Origin of the sequence: Cobetia sp. L2A1, from assembly GCF_009796845.1 — a bacterium.
Taxonomy (GTDB): Bacteria; Pseudomonadota; Gammaproteobacteria; order Pseudomonadales; family Halomonadaceae; genus Cobetia.
Genome location: NZ_CP047025.1, coordinates 3710051 through 3731367, shown reverse-complemented (window position 1 = coordinate 3731367; position 21317 = coordinate 3710051). Strand labels below are relative to the sequence as shown.

General features: G+C 58.6%; 19 protein-coding genes. 11 read left to right on the top strand and 8 right to left on the bottom strand.

Annotation, left to right across the window (positions count from 1 at the left end; translation table 11 throughout):
* Positions 1-336: 336 nt before the first annotated feature.
* Positions 337-1296 carry a thioredoxin-disulfide reductase gene (gene trxB / locus GQR90_RS15815; RefSeq protein ID WP_158774938.1) on the top strand — a complete coding sequence of 320 codons (960 nt, stop codon included), beginning with the start codon at positions 337-339 and terminating at the stop codon, positions 1294-1296.
* 107 nt (positions 1297-1403) lie between these two features.
* Here trxB and GQR90_RS15810 read toward each other — a convergent pair whose 3' ends face one another.
* Positions 1404-1676 (bottom strand): SlyX family protein, encoded by a 273-nt coding sequence (locus GQR90_RS15810; RefSeq protein WP_158774937.1) that lies wholly within the window; start codon positions 1674-1676, stop codon positions 1404-1406.
* Positions 1677-2179: 503 nt separating this feature from the next.
* Between GQR90_RS15810 and GQR90_RS17790 the strand changes: the two genes are divergently transcribed.
* On the top strand, positions 2180-2644 hold the full coding sequence (locus GQR90_RS17790; RefSeq protein WP_158774936.1) for a cold-shock protein: 465 nt from the start codon (positions 2180-2182) through the stop codon (positions 2642-2644).
* Between the two features lie 138 nt (positions 2645-2782).
* Here GQR90_RS17790 and GQR90_RS15800 read toward each other — a convergent pair whose 3' ends face one another.
* The 7 genes from GQR90_RS15800 to map all read right to left on the bottom strand — a co-directional run bounded on the left by GQR90_RS15800 (position 2783) and on the right by map (position 10885).
* Positions 2783-3208 carry a hypothetical protein gene (locus GQR90_RS15800; protein WP_158774935.1) on the bottom strand — a complete coding sequence of 142 codons (426 nt, stop codon included), beginning with the start codon at positions 3206-3208 and terminating at the stop codon, positions 2783-2785.
* Positions 3205-4401, bottom strand: coding sequence for a succinyl-diaminopimelate desuccinylase (dapE, locus tag GQR90_RS15795; protein ID WP_158774934.1), 1197 nt, complete (start codon positions 4399-4401; stop codon positions 3205-3207). The genes GQR90_RS15800 and dapE overlap by 4 nt, the downstream gene beginning before the upstream one ends.
* 155 nt (positions 4402-4556) lie before the next feature.
* Positions 4557-5582: a 2,3,4,5-tetrahydropyridine-2,6-dicarboxylate N-succinyltransferase gene (gene dapD, locus GQR90_RS15790; RefSeq protein ID WP_158774933.1), complete on the bottom strand. Its 1026-nt coding sequence runs from the start codon at positions 5580-5582 to the stop codon at positions 4557-4559.
* Positions 5583-5621: 39 nt separating this feature from the next.
* Positions 5622-5978, bottom strand: coding sequence for a Spx/MgsR family RNA polymerase-binding regulatory protein (locus GQR90_RS15785; RefSeq protein ID WP_158774932.1), 357 nt, complete (start codon positions 5976-5978; stop codon positions 5622-5624).
* 41 nt (positions 5979-6019) lie between these two features.
* Positions 6020-7219: a succinyldiaminopimelate transaminase gene (dapC, locus tag GQR90_RS15780; protein ID WP_158774931.1), complete on the bottom strand. Its 1200-nt coding sequence runs from the start codon at positions 7217-7219 to the stop codon at positions 6020-6022.
* A gap of 157 nt (positions 7220-7376) precedes the next feature.
* Positions 7377-10088 carry a [protein-PII] uridylyltransferase gene (locus tag GQR90_RS15775; protein ID WP_158774930.1) on the bottom strand — a complete coding sequence of 904 codons (2712 nt, stop codon included), beginning with the start codon at positions 10086-10088 and terminating at the stop codon, positions 7377-7379.
* A gap of 5 nt (positions 10089-10093) precedes the next feature.
* A complete protein-coding gene (gene map, locus GQR90_RS15770) occupies positions 10094-10885 on the bottom strand; it encodes a type I methionyl aminopeptidase (protein WP_158774929.1) in 792 nt (263 codons plus the stop codon).
* Positions 10886-11198: 313 nt separating this feature from the next.
* Between map and rpsB the strand changes: the two genes are divergently transcribed.
* The 9 genes from rpsB (at position 11199) to bamA (ending at position 21253) form a co-directional block, all read left to right on the top strand.
* The gene (gene rpsB / locus GQR90_RS15765; protein ID WP_024951245.1) at positions 11199-11933 is read left to right on the top strand and encodes a 30S ribosomal protein S2; all 735 of its coding nucleotides are present in this window, start codon (positions 11199-11201) and stop codon (positions 11931-11933) included.
* Positions 11934-12112: 179 nt separating this feature from the next.
* Positions 12113-12982 carry a translation elongation factor Ts gene (tsf, locus tag GQR90_RS15760; protein ID WP_158774928.1) on the top strand — a complete coding sequence of 290 codons (870 nt, stop codon included), beginning with the start codon at positions 12113-12115 and terminating at the stop codon, positions 12980-12982.
* A gap of 116 nt (positions 12983-13098) precedes the next feature.
* Positions 13099-13839, top strand: coding sequence for a UMP kinase (gene pyrH / locus GQR90_RS15755; protein ID WP_024951246.1), 741 nt, complete (start codon positions 13099-13101; stop codon positions 13837-13839).
* A 4-nt stretch (positions 13840-13843) separates the two neighbouring features.
* A complete protein-coding gene (gene frr / locus GQR90_RS15750) occupies positions 13844-14401 on the top strand; it encodes a ribosome recycling factor (RefSeq protein ID WP_158775611.1) in 558 nt (185 codons plus the stop codon).
* Between the two features lie 55 nt (positions 14402-14456).
* On the top strand, positions 14457-15200 hold the full coding sequence (uppS, locus tag GQR90_RS15745; protein WP_158774927.1) for a polyprenyl diphosphate synthase: 744 nt from the start codon (positions 14457-14459) through the stop codon (positions 15198-15200).
* Positions 15200-16003 carry a phosphatidate cytidylyltransferase gene (locus tag GQR90_RS15740; protein WP_158774926.1) on the top strand — a complete coding sequence of 268 codons (804 nt, stop codon included), beginning with the start codon at positions 15200-15202 and terminating at the stop codon, positions 16001-16003. Before uppS ends, GQR90_RS15740 begins: the two co-directional genes overlap by 1 nt.
* A complete protein-coding gene (gene ispC / locus GQR90_RS15735) occupies positions 16000-17229 on the top strand; it encodes a 1-deoxy-D-xylulose-5-phosphate reductoisomerase (protein ID WP_158774925.1) in 1230 nt (409 codons plus the stop codon). The genes GQR90_RS15740 and ispC overlap by 4 nt, the downstream gene beginning before the upstream one ends.
* A gap of 86 nt (positions 17230-17315) precedes the next feature.
* Positions 17316-18671, top strand: a complete 1356-nt coding sequence (gene rseP, locus GQR90_RS15730) for a sigma E protease regulator RseP (protein WP_158775610.1) — start codon at positions 17316-17318, stop codon at positions 18669-18671.
* 245 nt (positions 18672-18916) lie between these two features.
* The gene (bamA, locus tag GQR90_RS15725; protein ID WP_199269441.1) at positions 18917-21253 is read left to right on the top strand and encodes an outer membrane protein assembly factor BamA; all 2337 of its coding nucleotides are present in this window, start codon (positions 18917-18919) and stop codon (positions 21251-21253) included.
* Positions 21254-21317: the final 64 nt, after the last annotated feature.

Below are 21317 nucleotides of genomic sequence, written 5' to 3'. Positions count from 1 at the left end.
ATACCGGAAGCCGTCGCCTTTGGCGGCGGCTTCTGCACATCTAGTGACGTGCAAGAGGTGGGCACAGGTGATGTCGACATAAGCTTCTGCCATGCCGGTCTGAGTGGAGTGCTGAAAGCCGTCGCCGTCTGCGCTACTCTGCCACCCCTGTCATGGGAGCATGAGGCGTTTCATCTTCACATGCAGTGCACTGAGCCATGCCGGTCCTTCGCGAACATCACTTCGTCGCAAGCGCTGGGAGCCCGAACGTCTGCATGGCTCAGATCACTGACCATCCGTTTGTACAAGCGGATGATGTTTCCTGTTTCACTAGTGTGTTTGCCATCGAGGTCATCCATGAGCAACGTCGTCCGTCACGAACGCCTGATCATTCTCGGCTCCGGCCCTGCGGGTTACACCGCCGCCGTCTATGCTGCGCGCGCCAATCTCAAGCCGCTGCTGATTACCGGCTTGCAGATGGGTGGGCAGCTGACGACCACCACTGATGTCGATAATTGGCCGGGCGATGATGCCGGTGTCCAGGGGCCTGAGCTGATGGAGCGCATGCGTCGTCACGCCGAGCGCTTCGAGACCGAGGTGCTGTTTGACCATATCAATGACGTCACCCTCGGTGAACGTCCCTTCCTGCTCAAGGGCGACAATGGCAGTTACACCTGTGATGCGCTGATCATCGCCACTGGTGCCAGCGCTCAGTATCTGGGCCTGCCTAGCGAGCAGCAGTTCATGGGGCAGGGCGTGTCGGCCTGTGCGACGTGCGATGGCTTCTTCTATCGCAATCAGGAAGTCGTAGTCGTCGGTGGCGGTAATACTGCCGTTGAAGAAGCGCTCTATCTGTCCAACATCGCTTCCAAGGTGACGCTGGTACATCGCCGTGACAGCTTGCGTGCCGAGAAGATTCTACAGGACAAGCTGTTCGATAAAGTCGAGAACGGCAATATGGCAATCGAGTGGCACCATGCGCTGGACGAGGTGCTGGGCGACAACACCGGCGTGACCGGTGTGCGTCTGCGACAGGTCGAAAGCGGTGCCACCAAGGATTTGAGCGCCATGGGCGTGTTCATCGCCATTGGCCATCGCCCGAATACCAGCCTGTTTGAGGGCCAGCTTGAGATGCAGGGCGGTTATCTCAAGGTGCAGTCCGGTCTGGAAGGCAATGCGACGCAGACCAGCATTCCCGGCGTATACGCCTGTGGCGATGTGATGGACCATGTCTATCGTCAGGCCATCACCTCTGCCGGCACCGGCTGCATGGCAGCACTGGATGCGGAGCGTTATCTCGATGGCCTTGTCGCCTGATGAGCCACTAGCTCATGCGTGACAGAGTGACTGACCGGCCCCGCGGCTTACTGCGGGGCCGGTTTGCGTTATAGGGTCGCCGGATGTGGGGGGCATGTCGAAGGAGTTCAATAGTGTGGCGGGAGATCGTCTTGCAGCGACGCATGATCGTCGTCCTGGCCTCCCGTGTTGGCTTGCTCACGCAGAGTGCGGAGTTGGACTGCCATCAGGGCATTGAGGCGCTCTAACGTCTCTATCTGGCGCTGTTGAGCAATAACCGTACTGTCCAGCGTGTCGAGCCAGTCGTCCTGATGGGCGAGGCGCGACTCGAGCGTTTCAAGACGTGCTTCCAGGTGATCTTCATTGCGTGTTGCAAGATCAGGGTCGAGAGAGACTGGCATTGTCAATGTGCTCCGCGGCGGTGTGAGAGGTAAAGCGTTGAGTCAGAAATGCCGTCGTGCGACATGGCATGATTAGAGTTGAAGTATTGCCTCCGAGTAGCATCAGGCGTGCATGGATGAGCCGTGATAGACTGATTATGGTGCGATTTACCCCTTTTTCGCGTAACGCACCTGTTGACGGCAAGAGATGGCGTCGAGACTTTCTCGATACACTCTACTGCCGGTTCCATCGACTGATGCGGGGCAACCTGCATCACGAGCCAAGACGTGGTCAACCCTGTCGCTTCGGTGGCAGTGCGGGCTGCGGGCACCGCCGAGAGGCGCTGTGTTCAGACAGATTTCCTGATGCCCGGCGGATCTTTTGACACGTAACCCGCCAGGCATAAGGACCACTGTCCTTGCGACGATATGAGGCAGAACATTCTGATACGGATCATCTGAATTACCGCCTTCTGTCTCTATCGTGATCTACCTACATCCATTACTTGAGAGAGTTTATCTTGATGAGTTCCAAGACGTTATTCCGTTGTTTCATCATCAGCGTGTTGTTGGCATTGCCGGCACCGTTGCTGATCGCTGTTTTCATTACTCTGACCGGTGGTGAGTTGGCTGAAATCTTGAACCATGCACTGAGTATTGAAGGGTTCGAGCTAGCCTACGGTGCTGCCGCGGTCGCAGTCTTCGTTCTGCTGTTAGTTGCAACACTGGCCATTCCTGCGCTGTCACCGCGTACGGCTGCCATGGCTGAAGTCGAAGACGATGATCGTGAGATTGGCGAGGTCAAGTGGTTCAACGTCAACAAGGGTTATGGCTTCGTGACTCGTGAGAGCGGTGAAGATGTTTTCGTTCACTTCCGTGCTATTCGTGGCAAGGGTCATCGTACGTTGGCTGAAGGTCAGAAAGTGCGCTATCACATCATCAGTAATGAGCGTGGCCTGCAGGCGGATGATGTCACTGTCATCACCTGAGGAGTGACATGCTCTCTCGGGTAGCCGGGAGAGCATGGCGCAGTGCTTGAAAACAAGAACGCCCCGCAGGCTTGCCTGCGGGGCGTTCTTGCATCTGGCGATGAAGCCTTGGCCAACCAGCGAGAGCGGCGTATTTGCTCAGCCCTTGTCCGGCCAGGTAAATGCCTCTTCGCTACCATCCGGCAAGATGCGATAGAAGCGGTCTGGCTCATCGCCGGGCTGCCAACTGCCTAGCGAACAGCGACTCTCCACCTGCAGTGCAGCGGCAGCGGCACGAGCACAGTCCACATCCCGTGCCCATGGCGTGGCTGCACTGTCGAACCATAGGCTGGCAAAGCCGTTGGCCACTTTTTCTACCACCAGCAATGCAATGTCGTTGCCATCACGTGTCAGGCGAGCACGGTGCTGAAGCCTGCCCGCGGGCTGAAATACGACTACCTGTCCGAATTGCTCGCCCAGCCAGGCACCGAGAGCCTCAATGCTGAGCGGCTTCAGGTAAATTTCGATGTCTGGATACTGCTCATCGTCAGGGTCGAAGGCGGTAGCGTTAATGGTATGGCTCATGCCGTTGCCTCTCGGGTCGCGGGGACGAACAGGTATTCGAGGATGTGCTCGTAGGCGCTGGAGAGCTGATCCAGATCGCTGGCCAACACGCGCTCGTCAATCTTGTGGATGGTGGCGTTGACCGGGCCTAGCTCAACGACCTGAGTGCCGAGTGTGGCGATGAAGCGACCATCCGAGGTGCCACCGGAGGTGGACAGTACCGGCTTGCGACCCAGTGCACGCGCCACGCCATGGACGGCGGCATCGACCAGCGCGCCTTCTGGCGTCAGGAAGGGCTCACCGCTGAGATTCCAGTCGATCTCGACATCCAGGCCGTGTTTTTCAAGAATCTCGTAGGTACGACGCTTGAGGTCATCTGCCGTCAGCTCGGTGGAGTAACGGAAGTTGAACACGACTTCCAGCTCGCCGGGGATGACGTTGGTCGCGCCAGTGCCGCCGCGAATATTGGAAATCTGGAAGCTGGTCGCCGGGAAGAACGCATTGCCGTCATCCCAATGCTCAGCAGTCAGTGCGGTCAGCGCCGGTGCGGCCTCGTGGATTGGATTGCGTGCCAGATGCGGATAGGCCACATGACCTTGAATGCCACGAACACGCATGACAGCGCCTAGCGAACCACGCCGACCATTCTTGATGACGTCACCGGCATAGTCGGTGGAGGATGGTTCGCCGACGATGCAATAGTCGAGACGTTCGTGATGCTCGCGCAGGTGCTCAACCACAGCGCGTGTACCGTGCACCGCGGGGCCTTCTTCATCGGAGGTGATCAGGAAAGCGATGCGGCCTTCGTGATCCGGGTGCGTCGTCACGAAGCGCTCGGTGGCAGTCAACATGGCGGCCAGCGAGCCCTTCATGTCGGCAGCGCCACGGCCACACAGGAAGCCGTCAGCGTCGATGCACGGCGAGAACGGCGGGTACTGCCAGTTGGCCTCAGGGCCAGTAGGTACGACGTCGGTATGGCCAGCGAACGCCATTACAGGGCCATGATGACCGCGCACCGCCCAGAAATTCTCGACATCGCCGAACGGCAAGCGTGTGATCTCGAAGCCAATGGCTTCGAGGCGCTCAATCATCAGTGCCTGACAGTCCAGATCATCTGGCGTGACGGAGGGGCGCTCGATCAGATCGAAGGCCAGTTCCAGCGTCGGTGATAGATCGGTGGGGCGTGGCGGAAGCGGTGCGTGCAAATCAGTCATCGTGGGCCATCGCAGAGGGCATTGTCGTGAGACACGGCAACGCGAAATTCAGAAAGGTGACAGAACGTCGTCGTTCCAGCCCGGGCAAGCCCGAGCCGGATGATTCGGTGAACGCCTATCCATGTTTCATCTCAGATAGGCGTTCGACACACGGATCAGTTATGCGCGTGCAGAGCATCGTTGAGTGCGATGGCGCTCTTGTTGGTGAGGCACTCGACACGCCCGGTGACAGAATTGCGACGCAGCAGCAGGTCATTCTGGCTCGCCAGATCACGTGCTGCGACTGTCTCGACTTCCTGACCTTCGTTGTCGAAGACCATGACCTTGGTGCCGGCAGTGATGTACAGGCCAGCTTCCACGGTGCAACGGTCACCCAGCGGGATGCCGATACCGGCGTTCGCGCCGATCAGGCAGCCTTCGCCGACCTTGATGACGATGTTGCCGCCGCCGGACAGGGTGCCCATGGTGGAGCAACCGCCGCCGAGATCAGAGCCCTTGCCGACGACGACGCCTGCAGCGATGCGGCCTTCGATCATGCCCGGGCCTTCGGTGCCGGCATTGAAGTTGCAGAAGCCTTCGTGCATCACGGTGGTGCCTTCGCCCAGGTAGGCACCCAGACGCACACGAGAGGTGTCGGCGATGCGGATGCCGGTCGGCACCACGTAGTCGGTCATCTTCGGGAACTTGTCGACACAGTCCACGGACAGGGTGCGTCCTTCCAGACGTGCCTTGAGGCGGCGTGCCGGCAGCTCTTCGATATCGATGGCGCCTTCATTGGTCCAGGCGACATTCTTGAGCAGACCGAACATGCCGGTCAGGTTGATGCCGTGTGGACGAACCATGCGGTGGGACAGCAGGTGTAGCTTGAGGTAGACCTCCGGCACGCTCTGCGGTGCGGCGTCTTCCTCGATGAACATGGCGACCAGCGGGCGCTGAGCGGCGGCCAGGCTTTCAGCCAGTTCAGCCTGAGCCGTGTCACCAGCGTCGCGCAGGGCGCTTGCCAGTGCGGCGCAGTGTTCCGGCAGGAAACTGGTGGCAGTGGTGCCAGTCGGCGCATCGAGTGCCTTGCGTGCGGCTTCAGCGACGGCAGCATTCGGCGTGTGAAGCGGGGCGGGATAGTAGACTTCCAGCCAGTCGCCGGTAGTGTTCTGAGTGCCGATTCCGAGGGCAAGGCTCAACATCGTGTCAATCTCCGGGGTGTCCAGTAGTGAAAGGGCGTATCAGTCTTGCGGCTCGTAGACCGCTTTGTCATAGCCGATCACCAGATCCAGCGCATTCTCGGTGAGGTGAAGCTCGAGAATGGGACGCTTGATCAGGGTCGGGTGCTCCAACATCAAGGTGCGCGCGCTGTTGGCGTCGATGCTGTCACGTTGTTCATCATTCAGTCCGCGCCAGCTGGTACTGCGCTTGTTGAGCAGAAGGTCCCATGGCGTACCTGTCAGCCAGGAGTCCAGCAGGCTGGCGGAGAGGCCATCCTCGCGCAGGTCGTGCCAGCGATAGGGCACCCCTTGCGTGTCGAGGGCACGACGCGCCTTGCGGCAGGTGTCACAGGTCTTGATGCCGTAGAGCACATGCATGGTGATCTCCTTGAACGGCCTTGATCGAGAGAGGTCAGGATTCAGCGAATGCGTTCCACGAAGCGACGTAGGCGCTGTGCTGCTTCAACGGTCTGTGCCAGTTCGGCCACCAGTGCCAGGCGAATGCGCCCGGTGCCTGGATTCACGCCATCAACTTCACGGGCCATATAGCTGGCGGGCAGAACACCGACGGCCTCTTCACGCAGTAGCTCACGCGTAAAAGCAGCATCGTCACCACCCGGTACGGCGGGGTAGAGATAGAAGCTGGCTTCGGGCGTCGGGAAGTCCATCACTGGGGCCAGTATGTCGGTCACGGCGGTAAATTTCTCGCGGTAGGCATCGCGATTGGCCAATACATGCGCCTCGTCATTCCATGCGGCGATAGATGCGTACTGATGATGTAGCGGCATCGCACAGCCGTGATAGGTGCGGTAATGACGGAAGCGACGGATCACCTCGCCATCGCCGGCCACGAAGCCAGAGCGCAAGCCGGGCAGATTGGAGCGCTTGGAAAGCGAATGGAACACGACACAGCGTGTGTAATCATCGCGACCCATGGCGGCGCAGGCTTCCAGCAGACCCGGCGGCGGGGTGGCTTCGTCGAGATACAGCTCTGAATAGCACTCATCAGAGGCGATCAGAAAGTCGTGCTTATCCGCGAGGCGAATCAGCTGCTGGAAGTCGGCCAGCGGTGTCACCGCACCCGTGGGATTGCCCGGTGAGCAGATGAAGACGATCTGGGTATCACGCCAGACATCGGCCGGTACCGCCGCGTAGTCAGGACGGAAGCCGTTTTCAGCGGGGCAGGGCAGGTAGGTGACTTCACCGCCGGCCAGCAGCGTGGCGCCTTCGTAGATCTGATAGAAGGGGTTCGGCACCAATACCCGTGCTGGGCGCGTGCGATCCAGTGTGGCCTGAATGAAGGAAAACAGCGCTTCACGGGTGCCGGTGACCGGCAGAACCTGTCGCTCGATGTCGGGCGTGACATTCAGCGAAAAACGCTTATCAAGCCACTGTGCGATGGCTGTGCGCAGTTCGGGTATGCCGCCAATGGCTGGATACTTGGCCACGCCCATGATGTGCTCACGCAGGGTGTCGAGCACGAACTCTGGCGGCGCGTGACGCGGCTCACCGATGGTCAGCGCGATAGGCTCCAGCGCCGGGTTGGGCACGACGCCTTCTCGCAGCTTGGCCAGGGTTTCAAACGGATAGGGCTTGAGCTGGTCGAGATCCGGATTCATGCACATTCCATAAGTGATGGCCGTGAGCGTAAAGCATGGGGCCGAGCAAGAGGAGAAGGCGTCCGGTGGACTGCCATGCAAGTCGATTCGCGATTATAGGGAAGCGAGGCGGCACCCTCAATCGTATGTGCGCCGCCTGGCTACCTCGAGTACTGACCTAGCCGCGCTCGCCGACCTCCAGTACTTCCGTCAGAGCATCGCGTAGACGCTCTTGCTGCTCTGGATCGGTGATGGGATCGCCCGCACGATCGGTGATGAAGAAAATATCTTCTACCCGTTCGCCAAGGGTGACGATCTTGGCTGCATCGATGGCTATCTCATGCTCCATGAAGACGCGACCGATGCGCGCCAGCAGGCCCGGACGATCCGAGGCGACCACTTCCAGTACGCTGCGACCGTTGGTGTAGTCCTGGCTCAGCGTGATGCGCGGTGCGATACGGAAATGCTTGAGCTGGCGTGGCGTATGGCGATTGACGATCACCGAGTAGTCATCTGGATCATCGAGTTCCTCGACCAGGTGCGTACGGATATCAGCCAGGCGCGTGGCGTCGCGGATTGGCTCGCCATCGTCATCCAGCAGGATGAAGGTGTTGAGCGTCCAGTTGTGGCTGGAGGTGGCGATACGCGCGTCGTGGATCGACAGGCCCAGCTGCTCAAGTGCGGCCGCGGTGGCAGCGAACAGGTTGTCGACCGAACGGGTATGGATAAAGACCTTGGTGCCACCTTCGGTCATCTCCTCGGTCGGCGCGCTCGTCAATACCAGCGGCAGTGGCTCGCCGTTTGCGTCGTACTGAGGATTGGCTTGCCGCGCGAGAATGCCTTGGGTGTGCCACGCCACCTCGCTCGGGGCATAACGCACAAAGTAATCATCGCCGAGGCTGGTCCATAACGCTTCGGCATCGCTGCGTGTGGTGCCCATGCCGATCAGCAGAGAGAGCGCCTCCTCACGCGTTTCGGCAATCCATTCGTGACGCTCCGGTGGGTGCTCCAGGCCACGACGCAACGCGCGGCGGGTTTCCATGTGCAGTTGGCGCAACAGTGAAGCCCGCCAGCCATTCCATAGCGATGGGTTGGTGGCGTTGATGTCAGCCACTGTCAGCACATAGAGATAATCCAGATGCATCTCGTCGCCGACAATTTCAGCAAAGCGGGTGATGATTTCAGGGTCGGCGATATCCTGCTTCTGTGCCGTCATCGACATCAGCAGGTGGTGGCGTACCAGCCAGCTCAGTGTGCGGGTGTCACGCAGGCTGAGCGCATGACGTTGTGCAAAGTCTTCGATTTCCAGCGCGCCAATCTCTGAGTGATCGCCGCCGCGTCCCTTGCCGATATCGTGATAGAGCCCGGCAATCCATAAAAGCTCTAGCTTGGGCAGCTCACGGATCAGCGCTGCTGCGACAGGAAACTCATCTTCGGCATCCGGGACGCGGAATTCTTGCACAACCTTGAGCAGGCGTAGCGTATGGGCATCTACCGTATAGACGTGGAAGAGGTCGTGCTGCATCAGGCCGACGGCACGGCCGAAGGCCGGTAGATACTTGCCAAGGATGCCATAGCGCGACATGCGCTTGAGCACGCGAGGGATGTTGCCGCCGGAGCGCATCAGTTCCATGAACAGGCTTTGATTGCGCACATCATCGCGGAAAGCGTCGTCGATCTGATGGCGATGATCGCGAAGCGCCCGGATGGTGTCGGCGCGCACGCCTTCAATCTCCGGGTGTTGCGCCATCAGCAGGAATAGCTCCAGCAGCGCGGCAGGGCGACGTCGGAACACGCCTTCCTCGCGCAGACTGATATAGCCATTGCGGATCTCGAAGCGAGGATTCAGCGCCACCACACTGACTGGCTCGTCTCGGCGCAGGATGGCCTCATCGAAATGCTGCAGCAGCATGTCATTGAGGCCAGCAAGTGCAGTGACGTGACGATAGTAGCGCTTCATGAACTGTTCGACCGCGAGATGCTCCGGTGTGTCGATGAAGCCAAACAGTTCGGCGATAGCTCGCTGATGATCGAACAGCAAGCGGTCCTCAGCGCGGCCGGCCAGCATGTGCAGCGCAAAGCGTACCTGCCACAGGAAGGCCTGGCCCTGACTGAGGATGCGCAGCTCGGCATCGTTCATGAAGCCCAGTTCCACAAGATTGTCGTAGCGTTCAACCCCGAAATGACGCTTGGCGACCCAGCCGATCATCTGGATATCGCGCAGGCCGCCGGGGGATGACTTGATGTTGGGCTCGAGGTGGTACTCGGTGTTGGCAAACTTGTGGTGACGGGTGATCTGCTCCTGCCACTTGGCCTCGAAGAAGGCCTCTGCTGGCCACAGGTGCTCGGTAGCCAGTCGCTCACGCATGGCTTCGCGCAGCCGCTGAGGGCCGGCGATAACGCGTGATTCGAGCAGGTTGGTGATCACGGTGACATCCGCGCGTGCCTCACGCTCGCAATCATTCAGCGAACGTACTGATTGGCCGATCTCGAGACCGATGTCCCACAGGAAGGTGATGAAGGCAGACAGCGCCTCGCGATAGGGCGTGTCATCGTCCTGCTCCAGTAGCAGTAGCAGGTCGATATCAGAATGAGGGTGCAGCTCGCCGCGGCCATAACCGCCGACGGCGAGCAAGGCGATACCGGCATCCGGCCATGTCTGTCGCTGCCAGGCAATCGTCAGCAGGCGATCCAGCGCACGGGCACGACCATGAATGAGATCACGGATGTCGGCGCCTGCCTTGAAGCGGGTTTCAAGCCGCTCCTGCACCTGCGCCAATGCCCGCTTGAACAGCGGGATGGGCATCTTCGTCGTGGCCAGTTCGCGATCGAAGGTGACAGCGTCGTAAAGCGCTTCGCGTTCGACGAAGTGGTAGTGGTGCAGGAGCATCGTGATCAACCCTCGAGGAAGGAGAAGTCCTCTTCAGCGCGACGCGTGAGCACCTCGACGCCAGTCGCTGTCACCAGCAGGGTATGTTCCCATTGGGCAGACAGGCTCTTGTCCTTGGTGACAGCAGTCCAGTCATCCTTGAGGACTTTTACCTTGTAGCCGCCAACATTGATCATTGGCTCGATAGTCAGGCACATGCCTTCGAGCAGCTCAGCGTCAGCGCGTGCTTCATAGCCATCATAATGCAGCACCTGCGGATCTTCATGGAAGCCGGCACCAATGCCGTGGCCACAGAAATCGCGTACTACACTATAACCGGCCGACTCGGCGTGCTTCTGAATTACACGACCAAGCGCTGACAGACGTACCCCGGGGCGTACCAGTTCAATGCTCTTGTAGAGACATTCCTGGGTGACGCGACACAGGCGCTCGGCTTGAATGGTGGGCTCGCCGACGATGTACATCTTGGAGGTATCGCCGTGGTAGCCATCCTTGATGACGGTGATATCGATGTTGAGGATATCGCCCTTCTTCAGCTTCTTGTTGTCATCCGGAATGCCGTGACACACCACGTGGTTGATCGAGGTGCAGATGGACTTGGGAAAGCCGTGGTAGTCGAGCGGGGCTGGAATGCAGCCCTGCACCTCGGTGATGTGGTGGTGCGCCACGCGATTCAACTCGCCGGTAGTGACGCCCGGACGAATGTGTTCGTCGAGCAGTTCCAGTACCTCGGCCGCCAGACGGCCGGCGACGCGCATCTTGTCGATTTCTTCAGCTGTCTTGATGGGAATGTTCATGTGGACTCTAGGCAGTAATGAGGGAGGAAAAACGCCGCCAGACCGCGCGTGGCGGGAGAATGTCCAGGTAAGTCGCATATCCACGAGGACATCGACGACTTCATATCGCAGTTGAGCTATGGTATAAAGCCGCGCGCTTTCCTGCAAATTTACCCGACAGGTCGCTTGTGAGTAGACCAGACGGCAACAGCTTGCAGGAACGCGTACATAACCCCAATCCACACACGTTCCGTCACATGGTCCCGGGTGCCGCGCAAGCGGTTGGATCCATGGGGGACGTGGAGGCCCAACCCGATATCCAGGAGATATTCACATGGCGCAAGTCAACATGCGCGATCTGCTCAAGGCAGGCGCACACTTCGGTCACCAGACCAAGTACTGGAACCCGAAGATGTCCAAGTTCATCTTCGGCGCTCGCAACAAGATCCACATCATCAACCTTGAGCACACACTGCCGGCTCTGAATGAAGCCGTCGCTGTGGTCGAGAAGATGGCTGCCAATGGCAACAAGATCATGTTCGTGGGCACCAAGCGCGCTGCCGGCAAGATCATCAAGGAAGAAGCTCGCAAGTCTGGTCAGCCGTACGTCAACCATCGCTGGTTGGGCGGCATGCTGACCAACTTCAAGACGATCCGTCAGTCCATCAAGCGTCTGCGTGAACTTGAGCAGATGCATGAAGACGGTACTTTCGCGAAGCTGACCAAGAAAGAAGTCCTGATGGCCACTCGTGAGCAAGACAAGCTCGAGCGTTCCATCGGTGGTATCAAGGACATGGGCGGCCTTCCGGACGCAATGTTCGTGATCGACGTTGACCACGAGCGCATCGCGATCAACGAAGCCAACAAGCTGGGCATCCCGGTCATCGGCGTCGTCGATACCAACTCCAATCCGGACGGCGTGGACTACGTCATTCCGGGTAACGATGACTCCATCCGCGCTATCCAGATCTATGTCCAGGCAATTGCAAACGCCTGTGGCAAGAACAAGGAAGAAGAGCTGGCCGGTGAGTTTGTCGAGACTGCGGCTGAAGAAGACGCAGCTGAGTGATCCTGGCGGCTTGATCTGACTGTCATGAACGCTGCGCTATACTCAGGCAGCATGGCCTAGCCCAACGGCAGTCAGGTCAAGCAATAAGGGGGCCACGGCCCCCTTATTTGCGACCGCTTGGTGCGGTCGTGACCGAATTCCCGTATTCAAAGACGTCGACACGACAGAGGTTTCATCCCATGGCAGCTATCAGCGCATCTATGGTAAAGGAACTGCGTGAGCGTACTGCGCTCGGCATGATGGAATGCAAGAAGGCTCTTACCGAAGCCGGTGGCGACATCGAGCTGGCGATTGAGAACCTGCGTAAGAACTCCGGCCTGAAGGCCTCCAAGAAAGCGGGCCGTGTGGCTGCTGAAGGCGCCATCGTCATCAAGGTCGCCGATGATTCCAGCTACGGCGTGATGGTCGAAATCAACTCCGAGACCGACTTCGTCGCTCGTGATGACAATTTCAAGGCCTTCACCAACCTGATCGCCGATCGTGTGTTCGCAACCAAGAACACCGATATCGCTTCCCTGATGGAAGGCGAGCTGGAAGATACTCGCGGTCAGCTGGTCCAGAAGATCGGTGAGAACATCTCCGTTCGTCGTGCTGCAATCGTCGAAGCACCGGCTGGTGGCGTCGTCGGTGGTTATGTCCACGGTGGCCGTATCGCTGCGCTGACGCTTCTCACCGGTGGTACTGGTGACGCGGCTCGTGACATTTCCATGCACGTCGCAGCCGTTAACCCGGTTTGCGCACGTCCGTCGGACATGCCGCAGGAGCAGATGGATTCCGAGAAGGCCATCATCCTTGCTCAGCCTGACATGGCTGGCAAGCCGGCAGAAATCGCCGAGAAGATGTCCTTGGGTCGTCTGAAGAAGTACCTGGCTGAGAACAGCCTGACCGAACAGCCGTTCGTCAAGGATCCGAACCAGACCGTCGCCGAGTTTGCCAAGGCCGCCGGTGGTGAAGTGATTTCCTTCGTACGTATGGAAGTCGGTGAAGGTATCGAGAAGGAAGAAGTCGACTTCGCAGCTGAAGTCCGGGAGCAGGTCAGCCGCGCGTAATGGCTGATTGATTCCACTCTCACGATGGCGTGCGCTTAGTCGCACGCCATCGTGTATCTGGCCCCCGCCTTCGGGCCACCCCGTTCCCCGTAGTGTCAGTATCAGGAGAGTTTCGCATGGCCACCATTCCCGCTGAACGCAATGCCAAGTACAAGCGCATACTGCTCAAGCTTTCCGGTGAGGCCCTGATGGGCGATGGCGAGTTTGGCATCGATCCCAAGGTGCTTGACCGCATGGCGCTGGAAATCGGTCAGCTGGTGGGTATCGGCGTCCAGGTCGGCATCGTGATCGGTGGCGGTAACCTGTTTCGCGGCGCAGCCCTGCAGGCAGTTGGCATGGAGCGTGTGACCGGTGATCATATGGGTATGTTGGCGACTGTCATGAATGGTCTGGCGCTGCGCGATTCTCTTGAGCGTTCCAATATTCGCTCTCGCGTGATGTCTGCCATCCCGATGAGTGGTGTGGTCGAGCACTACGATCGCCGTACCGCGATTCGCTACCTGACCTCGGGTGATGTGGTCATCTTCTCCGCCGGTACCGGTAACCCGTTCTTCACGACCGATTCTGCGGCATGTCTGCGCGGCATCGAGATTGATGCGGACGCGGTCATCAAGGCGACCAAGGTCGATGGTGTCTATGACAAGGATCCGGTCAAATACCCGGATGCCGTGAAATACGACAGCCTGAGCTATGACGATGCGCTGGATCAAAAGCTTGGCGTCATGGATTTGACCGCCATCTGTCTGGTGCGTGACCATGACATGCCAGTGCGGGTGTTCAACATGAACAAGGTAGGCGCGCTGCTCAACCTGGTGGTGGGTGGCAAGGAAGGCACGCTGATTGACAGAAGAGGGTAAGTTTGTGATCAACGACATCAAGAAAGACGCCGAAGCACGTATGAAGAAGACCATCGAGTCTCTCGGTGCCGCCTTCAGCAAGATCCGTACCGGCCGTGCGCATCCGAGTATTCTGGATGCCGTGACCGTCGATTATTATGGTAGTCAGGTGCCGCTGAATCAGGTGGCGAACATCACCACTGAAGATGCGCGCACTCTGACTGTCGTGCCGTGGGAAAGACCCATGGTGGCGAAGGTCGAGAAGGCCATCATGACGTCCGATCTGGGCCTGAATCCGTCTTCTAACGGTGACGTAATTCGTGTTCCGATGCCGATGCTGACGGAAGAGACGCGTCGCGGCTATACCAAGCAGGCGCGCGGAGAAGCGGAAAACGCCCGTGTTGCACTCCGCAATGTTCGTCGTGATGCCAACGGCGACATCAAGAGCCTGCTCAAGGACAAGGACGTGTCCGAGGACGATGCACGTCGCGGAGAAGACGAGATCCAGAAGCTGACCGACAAGTATGTTGCAGAAGTCGACAGTGCTCTGGAGCACAAGGAAACCGACCTGATGCAGGTCTGATCGGGTCTGCCGCCGGCGCTCTGTCGGCGGCATCCGGTGCTCGTAGTGAGACCCCATGACGTCACCGAATTCCCTCTCTACGCCACGCCATGTGGCGATCATCATGGACGGCAACAATCGCTGGGCAAAATCCCGCGGTTGGGCAGGCATCCGTGGCCATCGTGCCGGTGCCGAGACCGTCCGCAGTACCATTCGTCGCGCTGCCGAACAGGGCGTCGAGGTGCTGACTCTTTTTGCTTTCTCCAGTGAAAACTGGAAGCGTCCGGCCACGGAGGTCAGTGCGCTGATGGAGCTGTTCCTCATGGCGCTCAAGCGTGAGGTCAAGAAGCTTCATCGTCACGATATCCGCCTCTCTGTCATCGGGGAGCGCAGCCGCTTTTCCAGTTCCATCCAGAAGCATATCCAGAGCGCCGAAGACATGACGTGCGATAACCGCGGTATGCACGTGGTGATCTGTGCCAACTACGGCGGACGCTGGGATATCACTGAGGCGGCCCGCCGTCTGGCTGAACAGGTCGAGCGTGGTGAGTTGGCGGCAGCTGATATCGACGAAGAGCGGTTAGGGGCAGAAGTCTGTCTGAATGAGCTGCCTGAAGTGGATCTGTGTATCCGCACCAGTGGCGAACAGCGCATCTCCAACTTCCTGCTCTGGCAGCTGGCCTATGCCGAGTTCTATTTCTCACCAGTGCTATGGCCTGATTTCGACTCGGTGGCTTTTGACGAGGCGCTCAATGCCTATGCCCTGCGTCAGCGTCGTTATGGCATGACCAGCGAACAACTCGACGCCGAGGGGCTCTAGTGCTCAAACAACGTATTATTACCGCGCTGATTCTCGCGCCCTTGGCGCTACTGGGGCTGTTTGGTCTCGATGGTGCACCCTTTGCCGTCTTTACCGGTGGTGTGGTGATGTTGGGGGCGTGGGAGTGGGCCAATTTGTCCGGCGTACGTGCCGGTGCGGCACGTCTGATCTTCCCGCTCGCCTTGATGGCACTGATGCTATTGGCTTGGCTTGCTGATGACTCTCACGCCCGTTGGCCGCTGTATCTGGCGGCGCTGGCCTGGGCAAATAATCTGCGTTGGGTGATGCGCTACCCCGTTGCCAGCCAGGAGTGGCATGCCACGGGTGTGCGTCTGGCCGTGGGTATGCTGGCATTGCTGCCGACCTGGTTTGGTTTCATTCAGCTCAAGGCGAGTGGCGGTGAGTGGCTGCTGTATGTACTGCTGATGGTCTGGGCAGCGGATATTGGCGCCTACTTTTCGGGCAAGCGATTCGGCAAGCGCAAACTGGCGCCACGCGTCAGTCCCGGGAAGTCCTGGGAGGGCGTGTATGGCGGGCTGGTAGCTACTGGGTTGCTGGCCACTGGCTATGCACTGTCAGGCTTTGCTGACTGGTTGCCGTTGCTGCTGGTCACGCTTGGTGTAACGGCAGCCTCGGTGCTGGGGGATCTGCTCGAGAGCATGTTCAAGCGCGAGCGGAAGATGAAGGATTCCAGTCAGCTGCTGCCCGGCCATGGAGGCGTGATGGACCGCATCGATAGCCTGACTGCCGCTGTGCCGCTGTTCTCACTATTGCTGCCGTGGATTCTGGGAGGTGGCGCATGAATGTTACTGCTGTGACGCCTGCTCGTCAGCGCATTGTCATTCTGGGCGCTACTGGCTCTATCGGTACGAGTACGCTGGATGTGATTTCGCGCCATCCCGAGCGTTATTGTGTGCATGCCTTGACGGCCGCTAGTCGTCACGAGAAGCTGCTGGCACTCTGTCTTGAACACAGGCCACAGGTGGTCGTGATTGGCTCTGCTGGCGCGGCAGAGGTGCTTCGCGAAGCGCTGTCAGGCGTCAAGAGCTATGCCGGAACGCCAATAGAGGTGCGTTACGGTGAGCAAGCGCTGGTTGATATCAGCGAAGCGTCGGAAGTTGATAGCGTAATGGCCGCGATTGTCGGTGCTGCAGGCTTGCTGCCCACGCTGGCTGCGGTGCGTGCCGGTAAGCGTGTCTTGCTAGCCAACAAGGAAGCGCTGGTGTGTGCCGGTCAGCTGTTCATGGACGCTGTGAAACAGCATGGTGCGACCCTGCTGCCGATTGATTCCGAGCACAACGCTATCTTCCAGTGCCTGCCGGCTCAGCATCGAGACGGCTTTGCTTCTATCGGCGTCGAAAAGCTGCTGCTGACGGCGTCTGGCGGCCCATTCCGTGATGCCGTGGAGTGGCCTGTTGAGCGTCTCGCGACTGTCACGCCTGATCAGGCCTGTGCGCACCCCAACTGGTCGATGGGGCGCAAGATTTCTGTCGATAGCGCCACCCTGATGAACAAGGGGTTGGAGTTGATTGAAGCCTGTTGGTTATTTGCCTGTCGGCCAGATGACATCCAGGTAGTGGTACATCCGCAGAGTGTCATTCACTCGATGGCAGCTTACAGCGATGGCTCGGTGCTGGCGCAGATGGGCAATCCTGACATGCGCACGCCCATCGCCTATGCGTTGGCGTGGCCGGAGCGCATCGATGCGGGCGTCGAACCGTTGGATCTCTTCCAGATCGCGCGCCTCGATTTCCGGGCGGCGGACGAAGTGCGTTTTCCATGTCTGCGGCTGGCGCGTGAAGCCATTGCAGCAGGTGGCACCTGGCCTGCGGTGATGAATGCTGCCAATGAAGTTGCGGTCGCGGCGTTTCTTGATGGCCAGCTGGCCTTCGATCGCATTCCTCTTCTGGTGGAAGCGGTGATGCAGGCGCGGCCGCCACATGCGGTGGATGGCCTGGCGATAATCCTGTCCGAAGATGCGGCCGCGCGGAAGCTTGCTTGCGAGCAGCTTGCTGCCCTTAGTCCCTGAGTCGTACCTTGGTTCGCCTGCCACTCTCGGTATGAGAGTCGGCACACGGACTGCCCATGTCGGGCACTAATCTCCAGGAGCGAATGATGGGTGTGATCCAGAATATTCTTGCGGTGATTGTCGTGCTGGGTGTGCTGATCACCATCCATGAATACGGCCATTTCTGGGTCGCACGTCGCTGCGGCATCAAGGTACTGCGCTTCTCCATTGGTTTTGGCAAGCCGCTCTGGTCGTGGACTGATCGCCATGGCACCGAGTATGGGCTGGCAGCGATACCGCTAGGCGGTTACGTCAAGATGTTGGATGAGCGTGAGGGGCCGGTTGACCCTTCAGAACGCCATCTGGCCTTCAATACCAAATCCGTATGGAAGCGTATTGCGGTGGTCTGTGCTGGGCCGCTTGCAAATTTCTTGCTTGCGATCGTGGCTTACTGGGCACTGTTCGTCGCTGGCACCACCAGTGTCGTACCGATGATTGGAGGTGTGGCGGCGGATTCACCCGCGGGGTTGGCCGGACTTTCACCCAAGGCTGAGATCGTTGCCATCAATGGTCAGCCGACGCGCTCGTGGGATGAAATCAACCTGCGCTTGATCGGTGCCATCGGTGATGACCATTTGAATATCACCACCCGTGCTGACGGTGCCAGTGCAACGCGCGAGCAGGCGCTCAAGGTCAATCACTTCCTGGTCGACCAGGATCCGCCGCGTCCATTGGCAACGCTGGGGATCACGGCGTGGCGGCCACAGTTACCGGCAGTGCTTGGGCAGGTGCTGGATGAAGGTGCTGCCAAGGCCGCTGGTTTTAACGCTGGCGATCGTATTGTTAGCATTGACGGTGTGCTGGTGGTCGATTGGATCGATTTCGTGGAACGGGTGCGTGGCGCTCCCGGCAAGACGTTGTCGGTCTTGATCGCCCGCGGTGGCCGCGAGCAGACCTTGTCGCTGACGCCGGCTAGCCATTCCCTTGAGGATGGACGCACTATTGGTCAGGTGGGTGCTGGTGTCGAGAATATCAGTTGGCCGGCGGAGTATCAGCGTGAGCTGAGTTATGGGCCGCTGGCGGCAGTGGGTCAGGCGATCGGCAAGACTGGTGAAATGACCGTGTTGACGCTCGATTCCATCCGCAAGATGCTGGTGGGGTTGATTGCACCTTCCAATTTGTCAGGTCCAATTACCATCGCGCGCATTGCAGGTGATACGGCGCGCTCTGGACTTGAAGCGTTTCTGAGCTTTATGGCCTACCTGTCCATTAGTCTTGGCGTATTGAATCTGCTGCCAATTCCAGTACTGGACGGGGGGCACCTGCTGTTCTACCTGGTGGAGGCTGTGCGCGGCAAGCCACTGTCTGAAAGAGTGCAGAACGCGGGGCTAAAAATCGGTATGGCGCTGGTAGGATCGCTCATGCTGATGGCCATCTACTTCGACCTCATGCGTCTGTGGTGATGAATTCGGAGGGCGGTTCTTGCATGATCGCCCTATCCAGATGAACCGAATCTGAACTGTCAGTGCCCATGAGGGTCAATTCATTGCGCGGGCTGGTCAATGTGCCCAACTCCCGTCATCATGCCCACACGACTTCGGCCCCGACTGCCGACCTCCGCTGGCAGCTGTCTTGTCAGTTGCAGGGGGTTGTGTATAAGGTGCCTGTTCACCCAAGCGGGCGGAATCCAGAGAAGCGAAGCGACTGCATGAAACTCAAGACCATTGGATTGGCAGCTGCGCTGCTCGGGGCCAGTCAGGGCGCCTTGGCTGCGTCTTTTAAAATATCGGATATCCGGGTAGAAGGCCTCCAGCGCGTGTCTGCGGGCACCGTCTTCAACGCCTTCCCTGTGTCCGCGGATCAGAATGTCGCAGAGGACGATTTGTCCTCTGCGGCGCGTCAGTTGTTCGATACTGGCCTGTTCGATGACATCCAGCTCAAGCGTGACGGCGATGTGTTGATCATCGATGTCGTCGAACGTCCTACCATCTCCAAGATTGAAATTGATGGTAATTCGCAGATTCCTGATGAGGACCTGCGTAAAGGCCTCAAAGAGGCTGGGCTTGCTGAAGGGCAGGTGCTGCAGCGTTCCACGTTGGAAGAAATGCAGCGTGAGCTTGAGCGTGTCTATCAGGCCCAGGGGCGTTACAGCGCACGTATCGAAACCTCGGTCGAGGAGCTTGAGCGCAATCGTGTTCAAGTCAATATCGACGTCAAGGAAGGGACGATCGCCAAGATCCACCAGATCAACATCATCGGCAACGATGCCTTTGATGATGAGACCCTGCGTGAGCAGCTGGAGCTTGAGGATCGTCCCAGCTGGTTCTTCGGCTGGTTCTCTGATGACGAATATTCCCGCGAGAAGCTGACAGGCGATATCGAGACACTCAAGTCCTGGTACCTGGATCGTGGCTACGTCAATTTCCAGGTGCGTTCGACCCAGGTTTCCATTTCACCGGACAAATCCGAAATCTTTGTCACCATCAATGTCGATGAAGGCAAGCCGTACAAGATTGGCAAGATCGGCTTTGCGGGTGACATCAAGATGAAGGAGCCGCGTGCCCGGGAGCTGGTCAAGCTGGCGCCGGATGCCCTTTATTCTCAGCGCGATGTGACGGCTTCCAGTGAGTCGCTGCGTCAAGCGCTTGGGGCTGATGGTTTTGCCTTTGCCAAGGTCAATGCCATCCCTGAAGTGAATGAAGAGTCCGATACCGTTGATCTGACCTTCGCGGTTGATCCAGGCAAACGTGCCTATGTGCGACGCATCAACTTCAAGGGCAATACCACGACCGCAGACGAAGTCTTGCGTCGTGAGTTGACCCAATATGAAGGTGCACCGGCCTCTACCGACAAGATCAAGCAGTCCAAGCAGAAGCTTGAACGTCTTGGTTTCTTCAAGCAGGTTGATGTTGATACTCGTCCCGTGGCTGGAGAGTCGGACCAGCTGGACGTCAATTACAACGTCGAAGAGCAGGCTTCGGGTTCCATCTCCGCCTCCGTCGGTTTCTCCCAGGGTGACGGTGTCATCTACGGGGTTGGCCTGTCGCAGAAGAACTTCCTGGGCACCGGTAACGAAGTCAACATCAATGCCCAGAAGTCGGATGACTACACCAACGTCAGCTTCGGTTATACCGACCCGTATTGGACGCTGGACGGCATCTCTCGTGGCTACAACATCTTCTACCGCAAGGTGGACTATGACGATGATGATGATGTTGCAAGCTATGCGACAGACAGCTTTGGTGGCGGGATCAACTTCGGTTATCCGATCAACGAGCTCTCGCGCCTGAACTTCGGCGCCGGTTATGAGTTCGTGCGCGTGAAAGACTTCGACGACAGTCCATCCGAGGTCACCGAGTACATCGAAGATGAAGGTGAAGACTTCAATCTGTACAAGCTGACCGCCAGCTGGTCACGCAACAACCTCAATCGCGGCATCTTGCCGACGGCGGGGAGTTCGCAGACCTTGTCCCTCGAGGTCGCTGTTCCGGGCTCCGATGCGGATTACTACAAGTTCCGCTACAAGGGTGCCAAGTATTTCGAGCTCAATCGAGATTGGTCGCTCAAGTTCCGTACTGAGCTGGGCTATGCCAATTCGTTCTCCGGCAATAGCTATCCGTTCTTCAAGAACTTCTACGCGGGCGGCCTTGGCAGCGTGCGAGGGTATAGCTCCAACACCCTGGGTCAGTCTTCCACGGAAGTCGACGATGGTGATGACGATACCTTGGGCGGTAACGTCCTGATCGAAAGCGGGATCGACCTGATCTTCCCGATGCCTTTCGTCAAGGACAAGCGTAGCGTCCAGCCGTCATTCTTCGTCGATGCCGGTAACACGTTCCAGACTTCCTGCTATGACGTGAGTTCCAGCTACAGCAGCAGCTGTGAAAGCGGTGTGGATCTGGGTGATCTGAATTACAGTGCCGGTATCGGACTGTCGTGGATCACCCCGGTAGGGCCACTGACCTTCAGCGTCGCGCAGCCGATCGGCAGTGACGACGACGACGACACCGAGATCTTCCAGTTCTCGCTGGGTCAGACCTTCTAAATACCGCTGTTTGCCGCACCAGTTGATGCCGGTGCGGCCTTTGCCATGACGATCGACCCCGCCT